This window comes from Streptomyces sp. NPDC126497, from assembly GCF_040302425.1.
GTDB lineage: Bacteria > Actinomycetota > Actinomycetes > Streptomycetales > Streptomycetaceae > Streptomyces.
In genome coordinates, this window is sequence record NZ_JBEORT010000105.1 from 1 (window position 1) to 25,796 (window position 25,796).

The 25,796-nt window shown below is 74.6% G+C and carries 23 protein-coding genes and 3 pseudogenes; 11 read left to right on the forward strand and 15 right to left on the reverse strand.

Annotation, left to right across the window (positions count from 1 at the left end):
- Nucleotides 1-156: 156 nt before the first annotated feature.
- From ABTY20_RS29745 to ABTY20_RS29765, 5 genes are all read right to left on the reverse strand, one after another.
- The gene (locus tag ABTY20_RS29745) at nucleotides 157-1,047 is read right to left on the reverse strand and encodes a glycoside hydrolase family 19 protein (RefSeq protein ID WP_352000233.1); all 891 of its coding nucleotides are present in this window, start codon (nucleotides 1,045-1,047) and stop codon (nucleotides 157-159) included.
- Between the two features lie 193 nt (nucleotides 1,048-1,240).
- Nucleotides 1,241-2,383 carry an LLM class flavin-dependent oxidoreductase gene (locus ABTY20_RS29750; RefSeq protein ID WP_352000234.1) on the reverse strand — a complete coding sequence of 381 codons (1,143 nt, stop codon included), beginning with the start codon at nucleotides 2,381-2,383 and terminating at the stop codon, nucleotides 1,241-1,243.
- A gap of 37 nt (nucleotides 2,384-2,420) precedes the next feature.
- A complete protein-coding gene (locus ABTY20_RS29755; protein ID WP_352000235.1) occupies nucleotides 2,421-3,608 on the reverse strand; it encodes an SfnB family sulfur acquisition oxidoreductase in 1,188 nt (395 codons plus the stop codon).
- A gap of 5 nt (nucleotides 3,609-3,613) precedes the next feature.
- Entirely contained in the window at nucleotides 3,614-4,168 is a 555-nt protein-coding gene (ssuE, locus tag ABTY20_RS29760) for an NADPH-dependent FMN reductase (RefSeq protein ID WP_352000236.1), read from the reverse strand.
- 265 nt (nucleotides 4,169-4,433) lie between these two features.
- On the reverse strand, nucleotides 4,434-4,517 hold the full coding sequence (locus ABTY20_RS29765) for a putative leader peptide (RefSeq protein ID WP_352000255.1): 84 nt from the start codon (nucleotides 4,515-4,517) through the stop codon (nucleotides 4,434-4,436).
- 137 nt (nucleotides 4,518-4,654) lie between these two features.
- Here ABTY20_RS29765 and ABTY20_RS29770 point away from each other — a divergent pair, with 137 nt between their 5' ends.
- On the forward strand, nucleotides 4,655-5,581 hold the full coding sequence (locus ABTY20_RS29770) for a LysR family transcriptional regulator (RefSeq protein WP_352000237.1): 927 nt from the start codon (nucleotides 4,655-4,657) through the stop codon (nucleotides 5,579-5,581).
- Here ABTY20_RS29770 and ABTY20_RS29775 read toward each other — a convergent pair.
- The gene (locus ABTY20_RS29775) at nucleotides 5,559-5,738 is read right to left on the reverse strand and encodes a DUF8839 family protein (RefSeq protein WP_352000238.1); all 180 of its coding nucleotides are present in this window, start codon (nucleotides 5,736-5,738) and stop codon (nucleotides 5,559-5,561) included. The two genes, ABTY20_RS29770 and ABTY20_RS29775, sit on opposite strands and share 23 nt — an antisense overlap.
- Nucleotides 5,739-5,884: 146 nt before the next feature.
- On the opposite strand from ABTY20_RS29775, the gene ABTY20_RS29780 reads away from it, so the two are divergent.
- Together ABTY20_RS29780 and ABTY20_RS29785 are read left to right on the forward strand one after the other, a co-directional pair.
- Entirely contained in the window at nucleotides 5,885-7,441 is a 1,557-nt protein-coding gene (locus ABTY20_RS29780; protein ID WP_352000239.1) for an SDR family oxidoreductase, read from the forward strand.
- A gap of 67 nt (nucleotides 7,442-7,508) precedes the next feature.
- The gene (locus ABTY20_RS29785) at nucleotides 7,509-7,949 is read left to right on the forward strand and encodes an SPW repeat protein (RefSeq protein ID WP_352000240.1); all 441 of its coding nucleotides are present in this window, start codon (nucleotides 7,509-7,511) and stop codon (nucleotides 7,947-7,949) included.
- 134 nt (nucleotides 7,950-8,083) lie between these two features.
- Here ABTY20_RS29785 and ABTY20_RS29790 read toward each other — a convergent pair whose 3' ends face one another.
- Entirely contained in the window at nucleotides 8,084-8,869 is a 786-nt protein-coding gene (locus tag ABTY20_RS29790; protein WP_352000241.1) for a GNAT family N-acetyltransferase, read from the reverse strand.
- An 86-nt stretch (nucleotides 8,870-8,955) separates the two neighbouring features.
- Here ABTY20_RS29790 and ABTY20_RS29795 point away from each other — a divergent pair, with 86 nt between their 5' ends.
- The 4 genes and pseudogenes from ABTY20_RS29795 to ABTY20_RS29810 all read left to right on the forward strand — a co-directional run bounded on the left by ABTY20_RS29795 (nucleotide 8,956) and on the right by ABTY20_RS29810 (nucleotide 13,610).
- Entirely contained in the window at nucleotides 8,956-9,441 is a 486-nt protein-coding gene (locus ABTY20_RS29795) for a nucleoside deaminase (protein ID WP_352000242.1), read from the forward strand.
- Nucleotides 9,442-9,691: 250 nt separating this feature from the next.
- A complete protein-coding gene (locus ABTY20_RS29800) occupies nucleotides 9,692-11,293 on the forward strand; it encodes an alpha/beta hydrolase (protein WP_352000243.1) in 1,602 nt (533 codons plus the stop codon).
- 219 nt (nucleotides 11,294-11,512) lie between these two features.
- A pseudogene (locus ABTY20_RS29805) lies at nucleotides 11,513-11,941 on the forward strand (baeRF3 domain-containing protein); the annotation flags it as partial.
- Nucleotides 11,942-12,236: 295 nt separating this feature from the next.
- Nucleotides 12,237-13,610 carry a PP2C family protein-serine/threonine phosphatase gene (locus ABTY20_RS29810; protein ID WP_352000245.1) on the forward strand — a complete coding sequence of 458 codons (1,374 nt, stop codon included), beginning with the start codon at nucleotides 12,237-12,239 and terminating at the stop codon, nucleotides 13,608-13,610.
- 23 nt (nucleotides 13,611-13,633) lie between these two features.
- Here ABTY20_RS29810 and ABTY20_RS29815 read toward each other — a convergent pair whose 3' ends face one another.
- The gene (locus ABTY20_RS29815) at nucleotides 13,634-15,124 is read right to left on the reverse strand and encodes a DNA-binding protein NsdB (RefSeq protein WP_352000246.1); all 1,491 of its coding nucleotides are present in this window, start codon (nucleotides 15,122-15,124) and stop codon (nucleotides 13,634-13,636) included.
- Nucleotides 15,125-15,359: 235 nt separating this feature from the next.
- Here ABTY20_RS29815 and ABTY20_RS29820 point away from each other — a divergent pair, with 235 nt between their 5' ends.
- Both ABTY20_RS29820 and ABTY20_RS29825 read left to right on the forward strand, forming a co-directional pair.
- Nucleotides 15,360-16,472, forward strand: coding sequence for an aminoglycoside phosphotransferase family protein (locus tag ABTY20_RS29820; RefSeq protein WP_352000247.1), 1,113 nt, complete (start codon nucleotides 15,360-15,362; stop codon nucleotides 16,470-16,472).
- Between the two features lie 314 nt (nucleotides 16,473-16,786).
- Nucleotides 16,787-18,751, forward strand: coding sequence for an N-acetylmuramoyl-L-alanine amidase (locus ABTY20_RS29825; RefSeq protein WP_352000248.1), 1,965 nt, complete (start codon nucleotides 16,787-16,789; stop codon nucleotides 18,749-18,751).
- A gap of 56 nt (nucleotides 18,752-18,807) precedes the next feature.
- Here the strand turns inward: ABTY20_RS29825 and ABTY20_RS29830 are convergent, their stop codons facing one another.
- From ABTY20_RS29830 to ABTY20_RS29845, 4 genes and pseudogenes are all read right to left on the reverse strand, one after another.
- Nucleotides 18,808-19,305 carry a glycosyltransferase family protein gene (locus tag ABTY20_RS29830; protein WP_352000249.1) on the reverse strand — a complete coding sequence of 166 codons (498 nt, stop codon included), beginning with the start codon at nucleotides 19,303-19,305 and terminating at the stop codon, nucleotides 18,808-18,810.
- Nucleotides 19,306-19,362: 57 nt separating this feature from the next.
- Nucleotides 19,363-19,953: a CGNR zinc finger domain-containing protein gene (locus tag ABTY20_RS29835; protein ID WP_352000250.1), complete on the reverse strand. Its 591-nt coding sequence runs from the start codon at nucleotides 19,951-19,953 to the stop codon at nucleotides 19,363-19,365.
- A 5-nt stretch (nucleotides 19,954-19,958) separates the two neighbouring features.
- A pseudogene (locus ABTY20_RS29840) lies at nucleotides 19,959-20,254 on the reverse strand (universal stress protein); the annotation flags it as partial.
- Between the two features lie 112 nt (nucleotides 20,255-20,366).
- Complete coding sequence (locus ABTY20_RS29845; protein WP_352000251.1) at nucleotides 20,367-20,609, reverse strand: DUF397 domain-containing protein; 243 nt, start codon at nucleotides 20,607-20,609, stop codon at nucleotides 20,367-20,369.
- Nucleotides 20,610-20,838: 229 nt separating this feature from the next.
- Between ABTY20_RS29845 and ABTY20_RS29850 the strand changes: the two genes are divergently transcribed.
- Together ABTY20_RS29850 and ABTY20_RS29855 are read left to right on the forward strand one after the other, a co-directional pair.
- Nucleotides 20,839-22,632: a sulfatase gene (locus ABTY20_RS29850; protein ID WP_352000252.1), complete on the forward strand. Its 1,794-nt coding sequence runs from the start codon at nucleotides 20,839-20,841 to the stop codon at nucleotides 22,630-22,632.
- A 125-nt stretch (nucleotides 22,633-22,757) separates the two neighbouring features.
- Nucleotides 22,758-23,024 (forward strand): annotated as a pseudogene (locus ABTY20_RS29855) (phenylacetate--CoA ligase); the annotation flags it as partial.
- A gap of 12 nt (nucleotides 23,025-23,036) precedes the next feature.
- Here the strand turns inward: ABTY20_RS29855 and ABTY20_RS29860 are convergent.
- The 3 genes from ABTY20_RS29860 to ABTY20_RS29870 form a co-directional block, all read right to left on the reverse strand.
- Entirely contained in the window at nucleotides 23,037-23,615 is a 579-nt protein-coding gene (locus tag ABTY20_RS29860; protein WP_352000253.1) for a TetR/AcrR family transcriptional regulator, read from the reverse strand.
- Between the two features lie 65 nt (nucleotides 23,616-23,680).
- Nucleotides 23,681-25,249, reverse strand: coding sequence for a phytoene desaturase family protein (locus ABTY20_RS29865; protein WP_352000254.1), 1,569 nt, complete (start codon nucleotides 25,247-25,249; stop codon nucleotides 23,681-23,683).
- A 103-nt stretch (nucleotides 25,250-25,352) separates the two neighbouring features.
- Nucleotides 25,353-25,724, reverse strand: a complete 372-nt coding sequence (locus ABTY20_RS29870) for a four-helix bundle copper-binding protein (RefSeq protein WP_352000256.1) — start codon at nucleotides 25,722-25,724, stop codon at nucleotides 25,353-25,355.
- Between the last annotated feature and the right edge of the window lie 72 nt (nucleotides 25,725-25,796).

The following is a 25,796-nucleotide window of genomic DNA, read 5'->3' on the forward strand; positions in this document are numbered from 1 at the left end:
GCCGCGGCCAGCGCGGCGGCCGAGACGGTCGTGGCGAGCAGGGCGTGGGGGGTGCGCATGGCGGATGCCCTTCGTCCGGGTACGGCCGGGCGCGCGGGCGCGCCCGGCCGTGCTGCGGATGGTCAGGAGCATGACACCATGGGGTGTCGTCCCGCGTCAGCAGTACAGGTTGCCGCCGGGGGACGTCCCGAGGATCTGGGTGAACCGCTGGTACGTGCTCACCCTGCTCTGCACCTGCGCCGGGTTGCGGCCGTCGCACTCGAGGGAGCCGTTGATGCTGCGGATCGTCTGACCGAAACCGGCCTGGCCGACCATGGCGTTGTGCGGGGTCATGGTGCCCGGTCCGGACTGGGTGTTCCAGTACCACAGGGCCGTCTTCCAGGCCACGGCCGCGTCGTTCTGCACCAGCCAGGGATTGCCCAGCAGGTCGATGCCGAGCGCGTCGCCGGCCGCCTTGTAGTTGAAGTTCCAGCTCAGCTGGATCGGTCCGCGCCCGTAGTACGCGGCCTGCCCGGCCGGACAGCCGTACGGCTGCCCCCAGTCGCAGTAGTGCGGGTAGTTGGCGGTGTTCTGCTCCACCACGTGCACCAGACCGCCGGTCTCGTGGCTGACGTTGGCCAGGAAGGCGGCGGCCTCCTGCTTCCTCACCGTGTCGCCGCCGGTGTTGGCGAAGCCGGGGTAGGCGCTCAGGGCGGCGGTCAGGCCGCTGTAGGTGTAGAAGGGGTTCCGGTTCGGGAACATCCGGTTGAACTGCGCCTCGGTGACGACGAAGTTCCCGACGGGTGTGCCGGGCCCGTTGTCACAGGCGTACGGCTCCCAGTACCAGGTGCTGATGACCGGGTCGTAGCCCGGGTTGGCGTGCTCGGCGATGTACGCCCGGCCGTCGGTGTAGCGCACGATGTCACCGGCGTTGTACGACCGTCCGGCCACCCAGGCGGGATGGCTCGAGCACGAGGCCGCGGAGGCGGAGGCGGCGGGGAGCAGGACCGGCGCGCCGGCGGCGAGGACGAGGGCGGCGGTCACGGCGGCGATGCGTCGTCTCGACAAGGGGTCAACTCCTTCACGGGACACGGCCGCTCCCGGGCGGGGACGTGCCCGGGCGGGGCCTCGCCCGCGCAGGCCGGCGGAGCCGGTCACGGCAGTGGGGGCGGCCGTGGTGGGGGGTGTGGAGACACACTTAACAACCTTGGTCTGGACCAGTCAAGGGTTGAGACCGATCCCGTGCTCCCCGCCGGGGTGTTCAGCTCGCGAACGGCACCTGCGCCGCGGGGGCCGGCTCCGCGGCGCGGGGGTGCCGCCACGTCCCCCGCGCCGCGAGACGCGGGAGCACGCCCTCACCGAACCAGTACGCCTCCTCCAGGTGCGGGTAGCCGGAGAGGACGAACTCCTCGATGCCCAGGGCGGCGTACTCCTCGATCCGCTCGGCGACCTCCTCGTGGCTGCCGACCAGGGCGGTGCCCGCGCCGCCGCGCACCAGCCCGATGCCCGCCCACAGGTTGGGCCGGATCTCCAGTCCGTCCCGGCTGCCACCGTGCAGGGCCAGCATGCGCCGCTGCCCCTCGGACTCGCTGCGGGCCAGCCCGGCCTGCACCGTCCGCACGGTCTCCGGGTCGAACCCGTCCAGCAGCCGGCGGGCCTGCGCCCAGGCCTGCTCGGCCGTGTCGCGGGTGATGACGTGGAGCCGGATGCCGAACCGCAGGGTGCGGCCCTCCCGGGCGGCGAGCGTCCGCAGCAGGGCGATCTTCTCGGCGACCTGCGCGGGCGGTTCGCCCCAGGTGAGGTAGACGTCCACGTGCCGGGCGGCCACTTCCGCGGCGGCGGGCGAGGAGCCGCCGAAGTACACCTGCGGCACGGGCTCGGGGATGCGGGCCAGGGCGGCGTCCCGCACGCTCAGGTGCTCGCCGTCCGCGGTGACGGTCTCCCCCGCCCACAACCGCCGCACGATCTCCAGGAATTCGCCGGTCCTGCGATAGCGGGCGTCCTTGTCGAGGAAGTCGCCGTAGGCCCGCTGCTCGTGGCTCTCCCCGCCCGTGACCACGTTGAGCAGGAGCCGGCCGCCGGTCTGCCGCTGGAAGGTGGACGCCATCTGCGCGGCGAGCGTGGGCGAGACGAAGCCGGGCCGGAAGGCGACCAGGAACTTCAGGTGCTCGGTCGCCTGGGAGACCATCGCGGTGGTCAGCCAGGCGTCCTCGCACCAGGCGCCGGTGGGTGTCAGGGCGCCCACGAAGCCGAGGTCCTCGGCGGCACGGGCGATCTGGCTCAGGTAGGCGATCGTCGGGGGCCGGTCCCGTCCGGCCGGGGAGGCGGGGGTGCCGTGGCCGCCGCCGACGACGTGGCGGCTGTCGCCGTTGGTGGGGAGGAACCAGTGGAAGGTCAGGGACACGCGGGGTCTCCGTTCGGGGGCGTTCTCGGGCGGTCCGTCACAGCAGGCCGTGGCGGGGCGGCCGGACCCCGCCGAGCACGTACCTGCCGATGTGCTGGATCTTCCAGCGGACCGGATCGTGCAGGGTGTGGGTACGGGCGTCGCGCCAGTACCGGTGCAGATTCAGGGAGTCGAGGGCCGAGCGGGTGCCGGCCACCTCGAAGAGGGCGCTCGTGACCTCCACGGCGGTGTCGGCGGCGTGCGCCTTCGCGACGGCCACCGCGATGGACGCCTCGGCCGCCGAGTCGTCGGTGAGGCCGGCGTGCGCCCGGTCCACGGTGCGGGCGGCCTCCCGCAGCAGCGCCTCCGACGCCCGCACCCGGACGGCGAGTTCACCGAACCGCTGGACGAGCAGGGGATCCTCGGCCGCGGTCTCGAAACCGCTCTCGAACCAGGGGCGGCTCTTCGTCCGGACGAACGCGGCGGCCTCGGCCAGCGCTCCCCCGGCGATCCCGGTGTCGATCGCCGCGTGCAGCAACTGGGCCACCGCTCCGTGCAGTTGCGGCCCCTCGAAGGTGAGGTGGTGCGGCAGCACCCGGTCGGCGGGGACCCGCACGTCCACCAGGCGGACCGTGCCGCTGGCGGTCGTCCGCTGGCCCATGCCGTCCCAGTCGTCGAGCACGGTGAGGCCGGGGGCGTCACGCGGCACGCAGGCGACGTGCAGGTCGTCGTTCCCGGCGGCGCGGGCGAGCACGGGGATCCAGTCGGCGTACAGGGCGCCGGTGGCGTAGTGCTTGACGCCGTTCAGCACGTACGAGCCGTCCGGCAGGGGTTCCAGCCGGGTGCGGATGTCCTGGACGTGCCGGGTGCCCGCCTCCGACTGGGCGTTGCCGAGCCGGCGCCCCGCGAGCAGCTCCGCGTAGAAGAACGTCCGCTGCTCCTCGTTCCCCTGACGCTCGATCACGTTGGCGTACACGAAGTGGTTCTGCGGGATCTGCGCGAGGCTGGCGTCGGCCGTGGCGAGCAGCCGGAAGACCTCGGCGAGGGTCTCCCGGCTCACCTCCGCCCCGCCGTGGGCCGCGGGGACGGTGACGGCGAGCAGACCGGACGCGGAGAGCCGGTCCACCTCCGCACGGGGCAGTCGGCGTCCGGCGTCCCGCGCCGAGGCGCCGGGACGGAACTCCTCGGCCAGGGCGGCCGCGACGGTGAGGGCTTCGGCGTCGTCGGCGATCACGTGCGCGTTCACGGCGGTCAGCTCGCGGCGGCCAGCGCCGGCGCGGGGGTCAGGGCCGTCGAGAACCGGTCGACCACCCGGGCGAGGGCCTCGGCGGCGGGCGGGGCGACGGTCAGCGTGCCGTTCTCGTGCACGGTGATGTCCTTGTCGAGGGTGAACCAGCCCTGCACGATGTGGGCCGCGCCCATCGAGTTCAGGACCGGACGGAGCGCGTAGTCGATGGCCAGGACGTGGGCGGTGGTGCCGCCGGTGGCCAGCGGCAGCACCGTCTTGCCGGCCAGCGCGTACTGCGGCAGCAGGTCGAGGAGCGCCTTGAGGACACCGGAGTACGACGCCTTGTAGACGGGGGTCCCCACGACGACGCCGTCGGCGCGGGCGAACAGCTCGGTGGCGGCGACGACGGCCGGGTGCGTGAAGTCCGCGCCGAGCAGGACCTCGGCGGGGAGGGTGCGCACGTCGAGCGGGATCACCTCGTGCCCCTGGGCGGCCAGCCGCCGGTCGAGGTGGCGGAGCAGGCGGTTGGTGCGGGAAGCGGCGGACGGACTGCCGGAGACGGACAGAACGGTGGCCATGGTTCCTCCTTCGGAAGGGGGTGCGGGCCGGCGGGCGGGGGCGGGGGCGGTCAGGAGTACCAGGTGGGTTCGGGCAGTTCGCCCTCCAGGGGCGAATTTCACGGCCTCTGCGGGCGTGCGGAACTCCTCGTGCGGAATTCAGGGAAATTTCGGGCACGCCGAATTCGGGGGGCGCTCGGGAACGCGGAATTCAGGCGGTGAAGGGGAACGACGCGGGACCGGCCCGGGAGCGGGCGCGGCGAAGTGAACGGGCGGACCGGAGGGATCAGGCCGCGAGGCGACAGCAGGAGCTGGAGACGCGCGCGAGGTCGACGTGGCGTCGCCGCGTGAGGTCCAGTCGCATCGTCATGCCGACGATCGTGGCAGCCGCCCGCCGAGGCCGTCAAGGAAAACCCGACCGGTCTCGTATCGCGGACCACCGAATTTCACGAAGGCGTGACAGGGAAACCCTTGAACGGACGGCGCGGGCATTCGCATTCTGTTGCCGTGCGGACGGAACAACTGGAATACATCGCGGCCGTGACCCGGCTGGGCTCGCTGCGCCGGGCGGCGGAGGAACTGCGCCTGTCGCAGCCCGCGTTGAGCGAGACGGTGCGGAACCTGGAGCGCGAACTGGGAGTCGACCTGCTGGAACGCAAGCGCTCGGGAGCGACGATGAGCGAGGCGGGCCGGGAGCTGCTGCCGCGCATCGTCGACGTCCTGGACGCGGTGGACCGGCTGCGGGCGGCCGCGGGCGAACAGCACCGCATCCGCCGCATGGTGCGCGTCGGCACGGTCAACGCGGCGACCGTGCCGCTGCTGGTGCCGGTCGTGCGGGAGTTCCGGGCCGCGCATCCGCTCACCCAGGTCGAGGTGGTCGGCGCGCAGCAGGGCGACATCCAGCGGGCGCTGCTGGAGGGCGGTTTCGATCTGGGGCTGGTGAACCACCTGGAGGGCGACGACATGCCCGCCGAGTTCGAGTCCACCCCGCTGCTGCGCGGCCGGCCGGTGGTGTGCCTGCGCCCGGACAGCCCGCTCGCGGCCCGGACGGAGGTGTCGGCGGACGACCTGCTCACCGAGCCGCTGGTCGTCATGCGGTCCGGTTATGTGATGCACCGTTACGTGCACCGGCTCCTGGCGGGGCGCTCCCCGGCCTTCGCGTACTCCACCGACGGCGCGGAGATGGGCAAGCTGATGGTCGCCGAGGGGCTGGGCGTGACGGTGCTGCCGGATTTCAGCGTCGTCGGGGACCCGCTGGAGCGGCAGGGCGCGCTCGTGTGCCGGCCGGTCGCGGGCGACCCGGCCGGGGTGCTGCTCGTCCTGCGCCGGCGCAGGTCCGCGTCGGTGCCGCTCGCCGCCCGGGCCCTGCACGAGGCGTTCGTGCGCCGGGCACGGCTGCTGGGCGGTGCGGTCAGCCGGCTTCCGGAGGCGTGACGATCACGAGGAAGGCGTCCGACTCCAGGTCCATGACGACCGTCGCGGGTTCGCCCTCGGCGCGGCGCCGGGCCGCGTACTCCTCCGCCGGCCACGATCCGCGCGGGGATCCCGCGGGGAACCGCTCCAGCACCTTCGCTCCGGTCACGGCAGCCATGGGACGGACACCTCCGGTCGGTATACGGCTTTCCTGTCGTCCTCTTCCGTGTGTTCCGCTTGCCCCGAACGGGAGCACTCATGTACGGGGCGGGCGGTTCCGGGGAAGTGATCGCACGGCGCCGCACGCGACAGGAGGAGGACGCCGTGACGACACCGGGGAAGGGCACAGGACCGGGGCCGCTCTGCCTGGTCACCGGGGCGACCGGCTACATCGGCGGGCGGCTCGTGCCCGAGCTCCTCGACGCCGGGTACCGGGTGCGCTGTCTGGCCCGTTCGCCGGACCGGCTGCGCGACCACCCGTGGGCGGGCCGTGCCGAGGTGGTCCGCGGCGACGTCACCGACCCCGCCTCCGTGGCCGCGGCGCTGGACGGGGTGGAGGTGGCGTACTACCTGGTGCACGCGCTGGGGACGGGCCGCGGCTTCGAGGAGACGGACCGCAGGGCGGCGCGGATCTTCGGCGAGCGGGCGCGGGAGGCCGGCGTACGGCGCATCGTGTACCTCGGCGGGCTCACCCCGGCGGGCGTTCCGGAGCGGGAGCTCTCCCCGCACCTGCGGTCGCGGGCCGAGGTGGGCCGGATCCTGCTGGACTCCGGCGTGCCCACGACCGTGCTGCGGGCCGCGGTGGTGATCGGTTCGGGGTCGGTCTCCTTCGAGATGCTGCGCCACCTCACCGAGCGGCTGCCGGTGATGGTCACCCCCACGTGGGTGCACACCCGGATCCAGCCGGTCGCGGTGCGCGACGTGCTGCGCGCCCTGGTGGGCAGCGCGGACATGCCCGAGGACGTCAGCCGGGCCTTCGACATCGGCGGTCCGGACGTGCTGACGTACCGGGACATGATGGCGCGGTACGCGGTCGTGGCCCGGCTTCCGCGCCGCGCGATCGTGCCGGTGCCGGTGCTCACGCCCGGGCTGTCCAGTCACTGGGTGGGCCTGGTCACGCCGGTGCCCGCGTCCGTCGCCCGGCCGCTCACCGAGTCGCTGCGGCACGAGGTGGTCTGCCGGGAGCACGACATCGCGCGGTACGTGCCCGACCCGCCCGGTCACCCGCTCGGCTTCGAGGAGGCGGTGCGCCTCGCCCTGAAGCGGGTGCGCGAGGCCGACGTGGCGACCCGGTGGTCGTCGGCGTCGGTGCCCGGCGCGCCCAGCGATCCGCTGCCCACCGACCCGGACTGGGCGGGCGGCAGCCTGTACACGGACCGCCGGGAACGGACCGTGGACGCCTCGCGGGAGTCCCTGTGGCGGGTGATCGAGGGCATCGGCGGGGACAACGGCTGGTACTCCTTCCCGCTCGCCTGGGCGGCGCGCGGACTGCTGGACCGGCTGGCCGGGGGCGTCGGGCTGCGCCGCGGCCGGCGGGACGCGGCGCGGCTGCGGGCCGGTGACTCGCTGGACTTCTGGCGGGTGGAGGAGATCGAGCCGAACCACCTGCTCCGGCTGCGGGCCGAGATGCGGCTGCCGGGGCTGGCCTGGCTGGAGATGTACGCCGAGACGGACGACGCCGGCCGCACCCGGTACCGCCAGCGGGCCCTGTTCCATCCGCACGGACTGCTCGGACACCTGTACTGGTGGGCCGTCTCCCCCTTCCACGCCGTCGTGTTCGGCGGCATGGCCCGCAACATCGCGCGGACCGCGGCACGGGCCGCGGCCGGGCCGGACTCCCCCGCGAGCCCTACACATAAAGGACAAATAAGAGCAGAATGACATCGTGCGGTTCCTGCCGCACACCGCACCGGACGCGGTCAGGCCCGCTAGTCGAAGGAGACGACTCATGGCCAACGTCTCACACCCGCGTGGCGACATCACGAGCCACCCCGACGCTCCCGAGATGCGGGCACGGTACGACCGCATGCTCGGCGGTCGTGATGTGGCCCTCGTGGACGGACCGGTGTTCCTGCTCGGTCTCTACTGTGCGGTGTCCCCGTGGATACTCCACTACACGACGAGCCAGCCCGCGCTCGTGACGCACAACCTGATCGTGGGCATCGCGATCGCCCTGCTCGCCCTGGGGTTCACCGCGGCCCCGGCGCGCATGTACGGCCTCAGCGGGGCCATGTGCGCCCTGGGCCTGTGGATGATCGTCTCGCCGTGGATCGTCGGCAGCGGTCCCGACGCCGGCGTCATCTGGAACAACGTCGTCATCGGCGCCCTCACCCTGATGCTGGGCACCGCCTGCCTCGCCACGGCCGCCAAGAGCGGCCGCCGGCCGTAGGAGGACCGTGAAAGGAGCCGAGCGCCGGTCCGCGCCGACCGCGGACCGGCGCTTTCGCGTCCGGGTGGAGCTGCCGGTCCGGTGCCGGACGCTCCGGGGCCCGCGCCGGCCACCGGCAGGGAGCCCGTCCGCGGTCAGCGGCTCGCGCACACGTAGGGCGTGGTCGTGGTCAGCGCAGTGAAGCCGAGGCGTTCGAGGATGGGACGGCTCTGGTCGGAGGCGTCGACCTGGAGGTACCGGCAGCCGCGGTCCGCGGCGATCCGGGCCCGGTGGGCGACCAGGGCGCGGTAGACGCCCCGCCCCCGCCACTCCCGCACGGTGCCGCCGCCCCACAGCCCGGCGAACCGGGCGCCCGGCGCCAGCTCCATGCGGGCCGCGCTCACCGGTTCGTCGCCGGCCAGGGCCAGGACGGCGACGACGGTGTCGGGGGCCCAGGCCAGCTGGTCGGACAGGTGCCGGCGGAGCCCGGACGCGTCGGCGCCGAAGGCCTTCTCGTGCACCTCGGCCACCAGGCCGGCCCCCGCCCGGTCGGTGACCGGCACGAGGCGGACGCCCTCGGGCGGCTCGATGTCGAGGACGGGACCGGCCACCTCGCCCACCATGAGCGTCTCGGCCGGCCCGGGGGTGAATCCGGCCGCCACGAGCCGCTGCCCGAGGTCCGCCGGCAGGTCGTGTCCGTACAGCTTCCACTCGAACTCGCGGCCGAGCCCGGCGAAGTGGGCCACCTGCTCCGCGATCGCGGCGTCCGCGTCCTCGCCCGTCACCTCCGGGGCGGACCAGACGACGCCGTTCCATCCGTGCGCGGGGCCCGTGTGGCGCACCACGGCGCCGACGCGCTCGACCTGTGAGCCGGGGCCGTCGGGCCGTGCCCCCTCGCGCATCTCACGGTCGAACAGGGCGAGTACAGCGGCTTGATCCATGCGGCGCACTCCACCACGGGGCGACGCCCGGGGCAATGGGATTAGGGTTGGCGTCCGTCGGGTGGACGTCGTGAGGAGGCCGGACCGTGGTCGTGCGGGACGAGGAGCTGCCGTACCTGCGGCGCTGCGTGGAACTGGCGGCCGAGGCACTGGAATCCGGTGACGAGCCGTTCGGTTCGGTGCTCGTGGCCGGGGACGGCACCGTGCTCGCCGAGGACCACAACCGCGTCGCCTCCGGGGACCGCACCCGGCACCCCGAATTCGAGCTGGCCCGCTGGGCGGCGGCCCGTATGACCCCCGGACAGCGGGCGGCGGCCACGGTGTACACCTCCGGCGAGCACTGTCCGATGTGCGCCGCGGCGCACGCCTGGGTGGGCCTCGGGCGCATCGTGTACGCCGCCTCCTCCGAGCAGCTGGCGTCCTGGCTCACCGAGCTGGGGGTGCCCGCCCCGCCGGTGCGGACGCTGCCCGTCGCCGAGATCGCCCCGGGGGTGGCCGTGGCCGGGCCCGTCCCCTCACTGGCCGAGGAGGTCAGGGAGCTGCACCGGCGGTTCCACCGCGGGCGGGGCTGACCCGCGGGGCCGGCCGTCCGCGCGGGGATCCTGGCCGTACGCCCGCAGGCGGGCGCGGGTCCGGCCGGGCGATCGCACCGGAGGGAACCCGGCTGCGGGGTCCGGGGCACGGCCCATCCGCACGCCGCAGCCGGTCCACCCCGTCGGGCGTCCCCTCGCCCGGGGCACCGCCGCGGGACCGACGGGCGGGATCCCGCGGGCCCGCTTATGGTGGGCGAGGGCGCCGGTCGGGGCGTCCCTGGAGGCATCGATGCTGGCCAAGCTGTCCAAGCGACTCCCGGTCCGGCGCCACGCGGTGCGGCCCTCGGTCCGGCGCTGCGCGGCCACCGGGGCGGTCGGGCTGGCCCTGCTGGGCACGGGACTGACGGCCGCCGGCCGGGCGGATCCCGACCTCGACCGGTTCTACGACCAGAAGATCACCTGGACGGCCTGCGAGGGCACGGACCTGCCGAAGGACATGCAGTGCGGGACGGTGACCGTGCCGCTCGACTACGCGAAGCCCGACGAGGGCACCCTCGAGCTGGCCCTCGCCCGCTACCGCGCCTCCGGCGACCCACGGGGCTCGGTGCTGCTGAACTTCGGCGGCCCGGGCGGTTCGGGGGTGCTGGGACTCGCCCACAACCGCAAGGACCTCCTCGGCCTGACCAGGGGCTACGACGTGGTCTCCTTCGATCCGCGGGGCGTCGGCCGTTCCTCACCGGTCAGCTGCGGCGCCGACGCCCTCGGCCGGGCACTGGAGGCCACCGGCGGCGAGGGGACGGCCGATCCGCGCGACACGCTGCGCAAGCTGCGCGAGGTGGCCGCCGAGTGCGCCGAGCACTCGGGCCCGGTCCTGGAACACATCGGCACCGTGGACGTCGCGCACGACCTGGACGTGATGCGCCAGGTGCTCGGCGACAGGAAGCTCACCTACCTGGGGTTCTCGTACGGGACCCGGCTCGGCGCGGTGTACGCCGCCAGGTTCCCCGGGAAGGTCGGCCGCATGGCGCTGGACGGCGTGGACACGCTGACCGAGTCACCGGCCGAGCAGGGGCTGGCCGGCGCCAGGGGCCAGCAGGCCGCGCTGGACAACTTCCTCACCTGGTGCACCGAGGATCTCGCCTGTCCGTTCGGGCAGGACGCCCGCGCGGCCCGCACGCAGGTCGTGCGGCTGGTCGCGTCACTCGACGAGAACCCGGTGCCGACCGGCTTCGGCGACGAGTTCACCGGCCAGGACCTGGCCCTGGCCATCGGTCAGGGCCTCTACACCCAGGAGACGTGGCCGCTGCTGCAGCGGGCGCTCGCCCAGCTGGTGGAGGACGGGGACACCCGCGGGGTGGAGGCCCTCGCGACCGGCGGGGTGGCACTGCCCGTGCCGCGGCGGGACGACCACCCCCTCGTCGACGAGGAGGACGTGCCCCTGGACAACCTGCCGGCGGCGCTGATGGCGGTGAACTGCGCCGACGACCCCGACCGCCCGGACGCCGGACGGCTGGCCCGGGACCTGGCCCGGCTGCGCGGCGCCTACGAGGAGGCCTCGCCGGTCTTCGGTCCGTACCGGCTCGCCCAGGTGGTGCTGTGCTACGGGCGCCCCAGGGGGACGGACTACATCCGCGAGCGGGTCAAGGACCTCGACACCCCGAAGATGCTGCTGGTCGGCACCCGGGGCGACCCGGCCACGCCGTACCGCTGGACGGTGGAGACGGCCGAGCGGCTCGGCCCCTCCGCCGTGGTGCTGGACAACCGGGCCGAGGGGCACACCGGCTACGGGTCGTCCGAGTGCGTCCACCGCAAGGTCGACGACTTCCTCCTCTACGGCTCCCTGCCACGCAGCGGCAGTTCCTGCGGGTCCGAGGACGGCGGCCGCGGCTGAGCGGCCGCCCGGACCCCCCGGGGGCGGGGCGCTCCCGCACCGGATGCCCTGTCGGCGGATCCGCCCTGTGGCGCTGTCACGGAGCACGATCTGAGACCCGCGGCCCTTGCCGGGCTTCGTCGCCGGCGCCCCTGCCCCGCGGTGTCCGTGCTGACGCCGGCACACCGGCACGACCCCCTCAACGCCCAGGACGCCGTCCGGCTGCGCAAGGCGGTGGCCGAGGCCGGCGGCGCGACCGGGGGCGCCGTGCGGGTTCCGCACGGCGGGCCGGCGCAGGCCACGCCCGAGGCGGTGTGGCAGGCCGTGAAGCCGGCGCTCGAGACCGGGGCGCGCAGGAGCACCGAGGACGTGGCCCGTGCGCCGGAGCCGGCCCGGGGGCGCAAGGAGGTCGCGGCCGGCGTCGACGAACCGTGGCGCAGCGCCCGGGAGGGCCGGGTCCGGCTGCCGGCCGTGGAGGAGGACCACCGGGTCACGGTGCGGGACACCGGTGACCACCTGGTCGTCGCCGAGGAGGGCGACCTGGACGGCCGCGCGGACATCGTGGACGAGATCGTCGAGCAGTGCCCGGAGACCGGCGCGGAGGTCCGCTTCGTCCCGGACGGCGCGCTCGGGGACGCGGACGGGACGGCGGCGGTGCCGCGCTTCTGAGGACGGGGCGACCCACCGGTCACCCGCGTGCGAACACCCGTCCGTCGAACGTTCGCATGAGGGGTCGCGGGACTCCGGAGGTATGTCATTTCCCTTGCACATCAAGGGAGTTGAGACGCACGTAGCGCTCCTGACGTATTCCTGCGGGTAACCCGATGGAGACGGTGACATATGCCATGGGCACCGCCTTATCGTGTGTTGCCGAATCCCTCACGGACCGTCGCGGGCTGTGCGACAGTCGTAGCGGTCCCTCCCTCCGTCCGAAGGCCGAACCGTCCCCGCATCGGAGCGCGTCATGCCGTCCCACCTCTCCGCGGACCGTCCAGCCGCCCGGCCGCCCGGACGCGGCACGGTCGACGCGCTCGTCTCGCAGACCCGGCGGCTCAAGGGCGAGGTGGACGCCGTGCGCCGCGACACCCCGGCCGGCACGGCGGACCCGCGGGAGCGCCGGCGGCGCGCGCTGTACGACCTGGCGCTGCGTCAGCTCGACGAGCTGGGGAGGAACTTGACGCAGTTGCGGGACGACCCGCTGCCCGCGCCGCGGCGGGGTTCCGTGCTCGGCCGGGTCGGCAGCGCGGAGTGGGACCTGCTCACGGACGAGGTGCGCTGGTCCGGGGAGCTGTACCGGATCCTGGGCCGCGACCCGGCCGCCGCTCCGCTCACCCTCGACGAACTGCCCTCGCTGGTGTTCGAGGAGGACCGCCCCAGGCTGACCGCGATGGTCACGGACTGTCTGGTCGACGCCCGGCCCATCGACGGGGAGTTCCGCGTCGTACGCCCGGGCGGCGGCGTGCGGACCGTGCACATGATGGGCGAGCCGGTCCTCGGCGCCGACGGCAGCACCGCCTCGATGTGGGCGGTGCTGCGCGACGTCAGCGAACTGCGCGGCTGCCGGCGGACGGTCGGCGAGACCCGTGACTCGCTGCACCGCCAGCGGCACGCCGCCGCGCGGACCGAGCACCGGCTCGCGGTCGGGCTGCAGGAGGCCGTGCTGCCGACGTGGCACGGTCCCCTGCGGCTCCCGCGCACCGGCCCGGGGACCCTCGACCTCGCCGCGTCCCGTCTGCCGGCCACGGCGCACGCGCGGATCGGCGGGGACTGGTACGACGCGCTGGAGCTGCCCGACGGGACGACGCTGCTCGGCGTCGGCGAGCTGACCGGACACGGCGTCGGCGCGGCCTCGGGCAGGGCGATGCTGCTCGACGCCCTGCGCGGCATGGCCATGACCGGCACCGCGCCGGGACCGCTGCTGGCCTGCCTCAGCCGGTTACTGGACGCCACCGCGGCGCAACCGGCCCTGGGCAGTGCCGCCTGCCTGCGCTACCGGCCCGGGACCCGCTCCCTGCAGTGGGCGCGGGCCGGGCACCCCGCCCCGCTGCTGTTCCGCGGCGGGACGGGGCGCGTGCTGGAGGCGCCGGACGGCGTGCTGCTCGGCGCCGTCCCGGGTGCCTGCTACGGACAGGCCGAGGAGACCCTCGAAGCCGGTGACGTGCTGCTGCTGCGCACCGGGACCGCGTCCGTGCACCGTCTCCTCGGACTGGCCCCGCGCTTCGCCGCCGCCCGCACCGCGCAGGACTGCGTCCGGGCGGTCGCGGAGGAGTTCGGCGGACGGGAACGCGACGACGCCGCCTGTGTGCTCGTCGCCCGGGTCACCCCGCAGGCCCCGTAGCGGTCCGCGCGGACCGGCCGTCCTCACGCCCGGGCGGTGTCCCCCTCGCCCCTGGGCCGGGGCAGCACCAGTGCGATCTCCTCCCTGAGCTCCTGGATCCTCGGGTACGAGGCGTACTCGGCGGTGAGCCGGTACATCTGGCGCAGCCGGTCCCAGGTACGGCGCGAGGAGTTCTGCCCCATCGACACCAGGGCGAGGCGCGCGAACCGGTCCGCCTGCTCGGGATCGTCGGCGAGGAAGCACGCGGAGGCCATGGACAGGAAGTCGAAGATCTTCGACCGCTGCTGCGCCTCGACCCGCAGTGCCAGCGCCTTGTCCGCGTAGTGCTGGGCGTGCGCGGCCGCGTCCGGCTCGAACTCCGCGAGCGTCCGGTAGGCCAGGGCCTGCATGCCGTACAGGTCCGCCTCGTTGAACAGCTGCATCCAGCTCGGCGGCGGCACGTCCCCCCGGTCGGAGACGAAGAGGTCCTCCGCCCGGCCCAGGGTGCGGCGCATCGCCTGCCCCTTGCCCATGGACGCCTGCGCCCACGCCTCGACGGTGTGGAACATGGCGCGGGTGCGCGGCAGTACCTCCTCGCCCGATCCGGAGTGGGCGAGCTTCATCAGGTCCAGCGCCTCGTCGGGCCGGCCCAGGTGCACCATCTGCCGGGCCGCCCGGGACAGGGCCTCGCCGGCGCGCGGCCGGTCGCCGCCCTCCCGGGCCGCGTGGGTGGCGATGACGAAGTACTTCTGGGCGGTGGGTTCCATGCCGACGTCGTGCGACATCCAGCCGGCGAGGACGGCGAGGTTGGCGGCGACGCCCCACAGGCGCCGCTGGAGATGGGGTGGGTGGTGGTAGGCGAGGATGCCGCCCACCTCGTTGAGCTGGCCGACCACCGCCTTGCGCTGGAGACCGCCGCCGCGGGCGGCGTCCCAGGCGCGGAAGACCTCCACGGAGCGCTCCAGCTCCTCGATCTCCTGCGAGCCGATCGGGGCGGCCTCGTAGCGGTCGGACCCGGCGGGTTCCGCGCGCAGCGGGTCGTCGAGTCGGGGAGCGTCGGCGGTCAGGGCCGGATCGGTGTGCAGCCAGTCGTGCATGGCGCTGCTGAGTGCGGAGCCCGCGGTGAGCGCGGCGCCCGCGCCCACCAGGCCGCGTCGGTTGAACATGAGGTCCATTCCCGTGAATTCGGTGAGGACCTCGGCTGTCCGCTCGGGCGCCCACGGCACTCCGTCGGGATGTTCCGCACTCCCGGGGCGTGGCCGTTTCCCCGTACGCCCGTGCCGGACCAGACCGAGATCCTCGATGGTCACGACACGGCCGAGACGCTCGGTGAACAGGGCCGCCAGCACCCGCGGCACGGGGTCGCGCGGGATCTCTCCCATGTCGATCCACCGCCGCACCCGGGAGGTGTCGGTCGCCAGCTGGGGGTGACCCATGGCCGCCGCCTGCCGGTTGACCAGCCTCGCGAGTTCGCCCTTGGACCAGCCGGCCAGGCCGAACAGGTCCGAGAGCCGGGTGTTGGGTTGTCCGCTCACATCAAGCCCCCAGGTTCTCGGCTGAGTTGACAGTAGCCCGGTGCGGATTGCCGGGCGACTATTCGCCATGGTTCGCCAGGGTGCGCCAGATGGTGTGCCAGGGGCCATCGGGTGTCGAGTAGGAACGCGCCACCACGACCCCGTCGTCGCAGGGGCATTCCCCCAGGGTGCGTCCGGGCGGCCGGGCCGGGTGGTGCGCTGACGTCGCAGGCACACGAAGGGATCTGTATCACCCATGTACGCAGCATCGTCCTCCGTGTCCGCCCCGCTCCGGCCGCTGCGCCCCCGCCCGTCGGACAGCGGCCCCTACCTCGCCCCCGCCCGCCCCGCGAACCCCGTGCTCGGCGCGGGCGGCGTACGGCGCGCCGCGGGACCGGGCACCCAGCCGCTCAGCGGCAGGCTCGACCTGTCCGGCCCGCAGGGCGCCCAGCTGCGCTCGGCGATCGCGTCGGTGCACCGCATCTGTCCGGAGTTCGCGCCGGTCCAGGTGCTGCGCCGCACCGGCCGGTCCGTCCTGCTGGTCGGGACCACCGGCCGGAGCACCGCGGTCGCGAAGTGCTTACTGGACCACTCCCCCGCGTGGAGCGAGCGGATCCGCCATGAAATAGCGGCATACCGCTCGTTCGTCCGGCACCGCCCGCCCGTGCGGGCGCCCCGGCTGATCGCGGCGGATCCGGACAACGGCACACTGGTGATCGAGCGGCTGCCCGGCCGGGTGGCGGCGCTCCAGCGGCACCCGGTGGAGGCACCGCCGCGGGCGGACATCAGGGCGGCGCTCGGCGCGATCTGCCGGCTGAACTCCTGGCGGCCGCCGGCCGGGACGTTCGACGCGCCCCTGGACTACGCGGCCCGCATCTCCCGGTACCACGAGCTGGGTCTGCTCACCGACCGGGACCTGGGCGACCTGCAGAAGCTGCTGCACGGCATCGCGCTGGCGACCGGACGGCAGGGCATGGGGCAGTTCTGCCACGGCGACGCCCTGCTCTCCAACATCCTGATCTCACCGGCCGGTCCGGTGCTGGTGGACTGGGAGCACGCCGGCTGGTACCTGCCGGGGTACGACCTGGCGACGCTGTGGTCGGTGCTCGGGGACGCGCCGGTGGCGCGGCGCCAGATCAGCCAGATCGCCCAGTCGGCGGGCCCCGCCTCGCGGGACGCCTTCCTGGTGAACCTGATGCTCGTGCTGACCCGGGAGATCCGCACGTACGAGACGGCCGTCCAGCGCTCGATGCAGGATGCGACCCCGGCGGCGCCGTCCGGCGAGGAGCACCGCCTGCTCCTCCGCCGCCTCCACGACGACTGCCAACTCGCCCGTCGGGCGGTACGCGCGGCGGTGGGCACCCGCTGACCCCGCCGAACCGCCCGCAGCCGGACGGCGTGGCCGTGCCCGCCCCCGGCTGCGGGCACGTCGTGCCTCCCCCGTGCCTCGAGGCCCGGGAGGCGCCCCCGGGACGATGGGGGGTCCCGCCCCGCACCACTGGCCCACGCCACTGACGCACCGCAGGCCCGGACCCCGCCGCCACGAAAACTCCGCACACCCCGATGGACGAGGTGATTCCCGCCTCTTTGGGCATGATTGACGGATTGTCGGCCGACCGGTACGACTGACGCACCGCTCGGCCCCGTCCGGCGCGCTGCGCCCGATCGTCCCAGGAGGCTGCATTGCGAGAACCCGCCACCGAGCCCCGCCGTGCGGCCGGACCGCCGAGACGCGCCGCCCGCGGTGCCCTCAGCGGCCTGGCCGCAGCCGCGCTGACGCTGCCGCTGCTGGGCGCGGCGCCCGCCCCGGCCCCTCCGGACGACACCCGGCTGCAGCACGCGTTCGCCACCGCCGCCGCGCGGTACGACGTACCGCGCAGCGTGCTGCTCGGCGTCTCCTACCTCCAGTCCCGCTGGGACGCGCACGGTGGCGCCCCGAGCGTGACCGGCGGCTACGGCCCGATGCACCTCACGGACGCCCGCACCGCGCTCGCCGCCTCCGGCCACCACGCCTCCGGCACGGAGGACCCGCGCGGCGACGAGGCCCGCCCCTCCCCGCGTCCCGGGGTGCGGGCCCCGCGTCCCGGGACGCTGCCGGACCGGCTCACCACACTGCCGGAGGCCGCCCGTCTGACCGGGCTCAGCCCCGAGCGCCTGCGCGAGGACCCCGCCGCGAACGTGGCGGGCGGCGCCGCCCTGCTGGCCGAGGCCCAGCGCCGGCTGGGCGGGCCGAGGAGCGGCGACCCCGCGGACTGGTACGCGGCGGTCGCCCTCTTCTCCGGCGCGGACGACACCGCGTCGGCGGCGGCGTACGCCCGTGACGTGTACGAGGTGATCCGCGCCGGTGGGGCACGGGTCACGGACGCCGGGCAACGGGTGGTCCTGGACGCCAGCCCGGGCCTCGCACCCGACACCGCGGCCCTGGAGCGCGCCGGGCTGCGCACCGCCTCCGCCGCCGGGACGGAGTGCCCGAGGACGGTGTCGTGCGAGTGGATCCCGGCGCCCTACGAGGAGTTCGGCGACGGCGACTACGGCAACCACGACCTGGCGGACCGGCCCGCCTCGCAGCGCGTCCGGTACATCGTCGTCCACGACACGGAGGGCGCCTGGGAGGGCGTCCTCGACCTGGTGCAGGACCCCACGTACGTGTCCTGGCAGTACAGCCTGCGCTCCACCGACGGCCACGTCGCCCAGCACGTGAAGGCGAAGGACGTGGCCTGGCACGCGGGCAACTGGTACGTCAACGCGGCCTCGATCGGCCTGGAGCACGAGGGTTTCCTGGCGGACCCCGACGCCTGGTACACCGAGGCGATGTACCGGTCCTCGGCCCGGCTGGTGAAGTACCTCGCCGAGAAGCACGGCATCCCGCTGGACCGCCGGCACATCCTCGGCCACGACACGGTGCCGGGGACGACCACCGCCACCATCCCGGGCATGCACACCGACCCCGGACCGTACTGGGACTGGCGGCACTACTTCGAACTGCTGGGCGAGCCCTTGAGGGCCACGGCCGGCAAGCGCTCCGGCGTGGTCACGATCCGGCCCGACTACGCGGCCAACCGGCCGGTCTTCACGGGCTGCGGGACCGCGGGCGAGCCGTGCGCCGACCACGGGTCGAGCGCGGTGCGGCTGTACTCCGACCACGACGAGGACTCCCCGCTGATCACGGACATCGGTCTCGGCTCCGCCCCGACCACCGGCGTGAACGACCTGTCCTCCCGGGCCTCCACGGGCCAGCAGTACGCGGTCGCCGACCGCTGGGGCGACTGGACCGCCATCTGGTACCTCGGCCAAAAGGCCTGGTTCGAGAATCCGCGGGAGCGCCCCACCGCGGTGCCCTCGAAGGGAAGGGTCGTCACCCCGAGGAAGGGCCTCGCCTCGGTGCCGGTGTACGGGAGGGCGTACCCGGAGGAGGCCGCCTACCCGGAGGGCGTGCCGGCCCAGGCGGTGTCGCCGCTGCCGTACACGGTGCTCGAGGGCCAGAAGTACGTGACCGGGGGCGAGGTGCCCGGCGAGTACTACTACGCGGTGACCTTCGACGAGGCGTCCCACCGGGTGGTGCGGGGCGAGGACCTGTACTACGAGATCCAGTTCGGCCACCGGGTCGGCTTCGTCCGGGCGGCGGACGTGACGGTGACGTCGTCGTGACGGCGCGAAGGACGTGACCCGGGGGGGCCGGGTTCCCGGGGAACCCGGCCCTCGGGTCAGTCCTGCTGGAACAGTTCCGCGGGCAGCGGCTTGAGGAGGGCGTACAGGTCGTCGGTGATGGGGCGGTCCCAGGCGGCGATGGTCACCAGGACGTTGTCGCTGCGGTCGAACTGCACGCAGGAGATCCGTCCCTCGGAGAGCTTGACGCGGCGCACGATCAGCAGGTTGTCGCCCTGCATCACCGGCACGTCCTCGGTGCCGACGACGGTGACCTCCTCGTCGTTCTCCAGCGCCAGCAGCAGCTGCCCGACCTCGAAGGGGACCTCGCCCTCCGGGAGGTCCCGGGCCGGGGAGCCCTCGGGCAGGTTGCCGATGACCATCGCGGGGCCGCGGCCGCCGAACAGGTCGTAGCGCAGGAAGACGCCCTGGCAGCTTCCGTCGGGGGCGGGCAGCAGCCCGGCGCCCAGGTTGCCGGGCCAGTCGCCCGGGTCCATGGCCAGTACGTCGAAGTCGGGCCCGGCGGGCGTGGCACTGCGGCGGCGGAGGAACGACATGCCGCCATGGTACGTGCCCGGACCCGGGTTCGGACGGTCGGGCGAAACCCGCCCCGGCTACCCGGTCCGCCGGTGCCGCTCGTGGTGGCGGGCCACCCGGGCGCGGTTGCCGCAGGAGGGCTTGCACCACTCCTGGCGCGGGTGTTCCTTCAGGAAGTAGCGGACGCAGCGGGGGGCGTGGCAGGCGCGCAGGTGCTCCCGGTCGGGGCCGGCCAGGAAGGCGATCGCGCCCTGGGCGAGTACGGCGGTCAGGTCGTGCCCGCGGTCCGGGACGGGCCGCCGGCGCGCCACGGGACCGTGCCCGTCGGGCCATTCCAGGACGGGGACGGTGGGAGTGCGGGCGGCGGCGTCGTTCAGCCGCCGCAGCGCCTCCGGGAGGGGCAGCAGGCGGGCCGCGTCCGCGGGGCTCGGCCGGCCGGGGCGGACGGCGTGGGCGAAGAGGGTGCGGAGGTCGCGGACGGCGGTGAGGTGATCCTCGTCGGCGACGAAGCGGCGCGCGGTGGGGAACGCGTCCGGGTGCGCGTGGACCCAGGCGGTGAGGGCGGCGGGGCCGGTCAGGTCGTCGGTGACTCCGCCGTCGCCGTCGTGCCGGACGGTGAGGGCGAGGTCCAGGACGAGGTGGGCGTCACCGGTGGTCGAGTCCCGCATGCCGCTCATGATGGGGGCGCCGGCGTCCCCCGCTCCCGGCTCCGCCCGGGCGGGGCACGACCGCCCGCGGTCACGACGGCTCCGGCGACTGCTCCGGGGGGGGGGACCACCGCGACCGGGCTCACCGCGTGGAGCAGTACCGCCTGGGTCACCGAGCCCCTCCTGCGCGCGGGCGGCGGCGGTGCCGGCCCACGACGACCGGCCCGGCGTCCCGCGGCGCCTCGACCAGACGGCCGGCCGCGTCCCCGGGCAGCACATCGGTCCCGACGGCGACCCCGGAGTGCCGTTCCCGGTGCGGGGCACGGTCCTCGGCTCCGTCTTCCCGGGCGTCCCGGTGCGGATACCGGCCGGGAGCGGCGCCTCGGACCGCCTGTCCGGGAAAACGCGCGGAACACCCCCCGCGGCGGCGCCGCTCACGTCAGGTCGAACTCGCCCTCCCGCGCTCCCGACACGAACGCTCCCCACTCCGCGGGGGTGAAGATCAGGGAAGGGCTCTCCGGGCGGCCGCTGTTGCGCATGGCGATGAAGCCCTCCACGAAGGCGATCTGGACATCGCCCAGGCCGCGGCTGCCGGACTGCCACTGTGCGTCGCTCAGGTCCAGGTCCGGCTTGTCCCAGCCCGTGAGCGGGCGCTGCTGGGTGGTGCTCTCGGCCACGTCCGTGCTCCTCCCGACTCACCGTCGTCCGCGGGCCAGCCTAGCGGCCGGTTCCCGCCCCCGACAGGCCGCGACGAGTGCCTTTCCGCGAGGGCGCCGGGACGCGCGGGGCGAACCGGGCCGGCCCGCTTTGAACCCACGGCGGTGTGCCGACGTACTGGTGGGGGCGGACCCGCCCGGCGGGTCCCGTTCGCCATGCCCTCGCAGGACCGCACGGAAGGATCCCCGGGTGTCGCTCTTCATTCGCCCCCGCCGGCTGCCGGACACCACCGAGGCCGGAGCGAACCGGGACGACGCCCCGGCCCCGCCCGGGGAGGGGGGAGGGAGCGCGCCGTCGGCGGTCGCGCCACCGGGCTGGTTCGGCTGGCGGCGCCGGTGGCCCCGTACGGCGCGCGGCGTCACCGCCGGGACGACGGTTCTCGCCGGGGCGCTGGTGCTCTTCGCGCTCCTGGCGCCGAACCGGGTGGAGCGCGTCGACGTCCACGCGTTCGTCCGGCTGCCCTCCGAGGGCATCCTGCTCGCCGCCCTGCTGCTCGTGCTGCCGCCGCGGCGGCGGCGGATCGCGGCCGTGGTCTCGGGCGTCCTGCTCGGGCTGGTCACCGTCCTGAAGTTCGTGGACATGGGCTTCCACCAGGTGCTGGCCCGGCCCTTCGACCTGGTGCTCGACTGGATCCTGCTGGACGACGCGACGGACTTCGTCCGGGAGTCCTTCGGCCGGGGCGGACAGGTGCTCGCCGTGGCCGGGGCGATCGCGCTGTTCGTGGCCCTGCTCGCGCTGATGACGCTGTCGACGGTACGGCTGGCCGGTCTGCTCTCCCGCCACCGCCCGGTCGCGGTGCGCACGGTGCTGGTCCTGGGCGTCGCGTGGATCACCTGTGTCACGCTGGGCGTGCGGATCGACGGCGTGCCGGTCGCCACCAGGGGCACCGCGGAGATGCTGGGCAACCGGGTGGAGCAGGTGCGCGCGGGTCTGCGCGACGCACGGGTCTTCGAGCGGGAGGCCGCCGTCGACGCCTTCGCGAAGACGCCGCCCGACCGGCTGCTCACCGGGCTGCGCGGCAAGGACGTGCTGTTCACCTTCGTCGAGAGCTACGGCCGGGTCGCGATCGACGACCCGGCGATGGCGGGGCCGATGGACGCGGCGCTGGAGGAGGGCGCCCGGAGGCTCGCGGACGCCGGGTTCGCCGCCCGCAGCGGCTGGCTGGAGTCCCCGGTGACCGGCGCCGGCAGCTGGCTGGCGCACTCCACCTTCCTGTCCGGCCTGTGGATCAAGAACCAGCAGCGCTACCGCAGCCTGACCACCAGCGACCGCACGACCCTCACCAAGTACTTCCGCAAGGCCGGCGGCTGGCGGACCGTGGGCATCGTGCCCGGGGTGCGGCGGGCCTGGCCGGAGGGCGAGTTCTTCGGCCTGGACCACGTCTACGACTCCGAGCACCTCGGGTACCACGGCCCGTACTTCAGCTGGACCCCCGTTCCCGACCAGTTCAGCCTGGAGGCCTTCCAGCGGCTGGAGCACGGCCGGAAGGACCGCGAGCCGGTCATGGCGGAGATCATCCTCGCCTCCAGCCACAACCCCTGGTCCCCCGTCGCGCGCATGGTCGACTGGGACGACCTCGGCGACGGCTCGGTGTTCCACCGGATCAAGAAGGAGGGCACGGACCCGAAGGAGGTCTGGAAGGACCCGGAGAAGGTGCGCACCGAGTACCGGCGGGCCATCGAGTACTCGCTGCGCAGCCTCACCGAGTGGGTCGGGCGCTACGGCGACGAGGACACGGTCCTGGTCTTCCTCGGCGACCACCAGCCGGTGCCCGCCGTCACCGCCGGGAGCACCAGCCGGGACGTGCCGGTCACGATCGTCGCCAAGGACCCGGAGGTGCTGGACCGGGTGGCCGGCTGGCACTGGACCGACGGCCTCAAGCCCGCGCCCGACGCTCCGCGCTGGGGCATGGACGCCTTCCGCGACCGCTTCATGACGGCGTACGGCCCCCGGGGCGGGGCCCCCGCCGCGCCGGGCGGGTGAGGGACGCCGCCGCGCGAAGAAGTGCAGGCCGGGCTCTTGCCCCGGGCGGCGGCGGCCTGACTCACTGATCCCGGGACGCGGCGACCGAATGACCGGTCGCCCGGACCGGCCATGTGCCCGACGGTGAGGTCGTGCTGCGCACCCCGGGCGTGGCACCGCGCTTCCAGCTCCGCCTCACCGCCGAGGGCCGGATGGACTCCCTCACGGTCCGCGCCGAGGCCCGTTCCGACGCGGACGCCACGACGCGGGAGGCGGCCGCCCGGTCGATCGCGGCGGCCGTGAAGGAGGGCATCGGGGTCTCGGTGGACGTGGAGATCGTCGGCCCGGGGACGCTGGAGCGCTCGGTGGGCAGGATCCGGCGGATCGTGGACCTGCGCGGGAACCGGGGCTGAGGCCCGGCCGGACTATCCGGCGGCCACGATCCGTTCGACCGCGGCCGTCACCAGCCGCTCGCGCTCGTCCGGGCCGAAGACGTCCGGCAGGGTGAGCTGTTCGACGATCAGCCAGTTCAGCGTCAGGTGGAGCAGCTTGACGGCCAGGGCGTCGCCGGGGAGGCCCGACCCCTCGTGGTGGCGGACGTTGGCCTCGACGTCGGCGCGGACCCGCTCGGTGAGCACCTCGCGGAGCCGGGGCCGGCGGGTGGCCTCCAGCCGGAGTTCGAGCAGCGCCAGGTAGCCGGTGCGGAAGGCGGCGATGCGGCCGACCAGTTCCCGCATCAGTCCCGCGTAGGCGTCCCGGTCGCGCCCGGCGGCCCGCTGCCGGGCGACGAGCTCCTCGTCGGGCTGCAGCCGCTCGTAGACCCGGGCGCCGGCCTGGGTGAGCAGGTCGTCGCGCGAGCCGAAGTAGTTCGACGCGGTGCCCACGGGCACGGCGGCCTCGGTGTCCACCGCCCGGAACGTCAGCCCCCGGATCCCCTCCCGGGCCAGCACCTCGATCGCGGCGTCCACCAGGGCGGCCCGCCGCTGCTCGTTCCGTCTGACCACTGCCACCACTCCGCCCGCAGAAGGTACCCGAGACCACTCCGGCCAGAGTACTGCGCCCGGAGTCGTCAGCCTTCCCCGGCCTCCAGCACCGCCATCGCCGCGTTGTGTCCCGGCACGCCGCTCACCCCGCCGCCGCGGACGGCGCCGGCGCCGCACAGCAGGACGTTGGCGTGCCGGGTCTCCACTCCCCAGCGGCCGGTGCCGTCCTGGGCGTGCGGCCAGGAGAGCTCGCGGTGGAAGATGTTGCCGCCGGGCAGGCCGAGGTCGCGCTCCAGGTCCAGCGGGGAGCGGGCCTCCAGGCACGGGCGTCCGTCGGCGTCGGTGGCCAGGCAGTCGGCGAGGGGTTCGGCCAGATGGGCGTCGAGCTGGGCGAGGGTCGACTTCAGCAGTTCCCCGCGGACGGCGTCGTTGTCCCGCTCGAACAGCCGGGCGGGGGTGTGCAGTCCGAACAGGGTGAGGGTCTGGTAGCCCCGTGCGGCCAGGTCCGGGCCGAGGATCGTGGGGTCGGTGAGCGAGTGGCAGTAGATCTCGGAGGGCGGGGCGGCGGGCGGCTCACCGGCGGCGGCCCGGGCGTACGCGGCGGCCAGTTGCCCGTACCCCTCGGCGATGTGGAAGGTCCCGGCGAACGCCTCACGCGGGTCGACGGAGGTGTCGCGCAGCCGGGGCAGCCGCTCGAGGAGCATGTTCACCTTGAGCTGGGCGCCCTCGGCGGGCGGCGGGGGCGTGTCGCCGGTGAGCCTGGCGAGTTCCTGCGGGGAGGCGTTCACCAGGACGTGCCGCGCGGCGGTGACGCCCTCGCCGTCGGCCGTGCGGTGGGTGACCTCGGCGGTGCGGCCGTCGGTGTCGACGCGCACCGCCTCGTGGCCGGTGGCGACGACCGCGCCTGCCGCGCGGGCGGCGTCGGCCAGGGCGTCGGTGAGGGCGCCCATGCCGCCGACGGGGACGTCCCAGGCGCCGGTGCCCCCGCCGATGACGTGGTAGAGGAAGCAGCGGTTCTGCTTCAGGGACGGGTCGTGGGCGTCGGCGAAGGTACCGATGAGGGCGTCGGTGAGGACCACGCCGCGCACCAGGTCGTCGGCGAAGCGCTCCTCGACGGCGAGGCCGATCGGCTCCTCGAAGAGGATCCGCCAGGCCTCCTCGTCGTCGACGGCGCGGCGCAGTTCCTCGCGGGTGGGCAGGGGTCCGGTGAGGGTGGGGAAGACGCGTCGGGCGACGCGGCCGGTCATGTCGTAGAAGCTCCGCCAGGCCCGGTACTCGCGCTCGGAGCCGGTCAGACGGGCGAACGCCTCGCGGGTGCGCCGCTCGCCGCCGCCGACGAGCAGCCCGGTGGGCCGTCCGTCGCGTTCGGCGGGGGTGTACGAGGAGATGGTGCGGGTGCTCAGCCGGAAGTCGAGGCCCAGGTCCCGGACGATCTTCCGGGGCAGCAGGCTGACCAGGTAGGAGTACCGGGACAGACGTGCGTCGACGCCGGCGAACGGGCGGGTGGACACCGCCGCCCCGCCGGTGTGGCCGAGCCGTTCCAGTACCAGCACGGAGCGCCCGGCCCGGGCGAGGTAGGCGGCGGCGACGAGGCCGTTGTGGCCTGCGCCGACGACGACGGCGTCGTAGGTCCGGGTTCCCTCGGGTGCGGCCATGGTCCTTCGTAGCACGGGCCGGTCCGCGGCGGCCAGACGCGGGCCGGGCCCCGGGCTCCGCCGGCCGCCCCGAACCGTCCGGTGCCGCCGCCGCGGGCCGCGGTCAGTTCAGGGTGTCGAGGAACTCCGTGCAGGCCCGTGCGCAGGCGCGGCACGCCTCGGCCGTCTGCTCCGCCCCGCGGTGGCCGTCGAACACCTGCGCGCTCTCCAGGCACATCCGGCGGCACCACTCCACCTGGACGCGGATGGCCTCCTCGTCCACCTGGTTCTGCTCGGACAGCACCCGGCAGGTCGCGTCGCAGACCTCCGCGCACATGATGCCCTTGCGCCGTACGAGTTCCTGGCTCTCGCCTCCGTCCGGATCCACGAGGCTCGCCCGCGTCGCGCAGGCGCGCGCGCATTCGGTGCACGCCTGGGCACACGCGAAGCGGTCCTCCAGGAACCGGAACAGCTCTTCCTGGGATGTCGTCGTCACACCGCGCGGGTAGCCGCCGCCCCGGCGGTCAAACCCGGCGCCCGCACGGGCCGCGCGCGGCCCCCCCGGGGC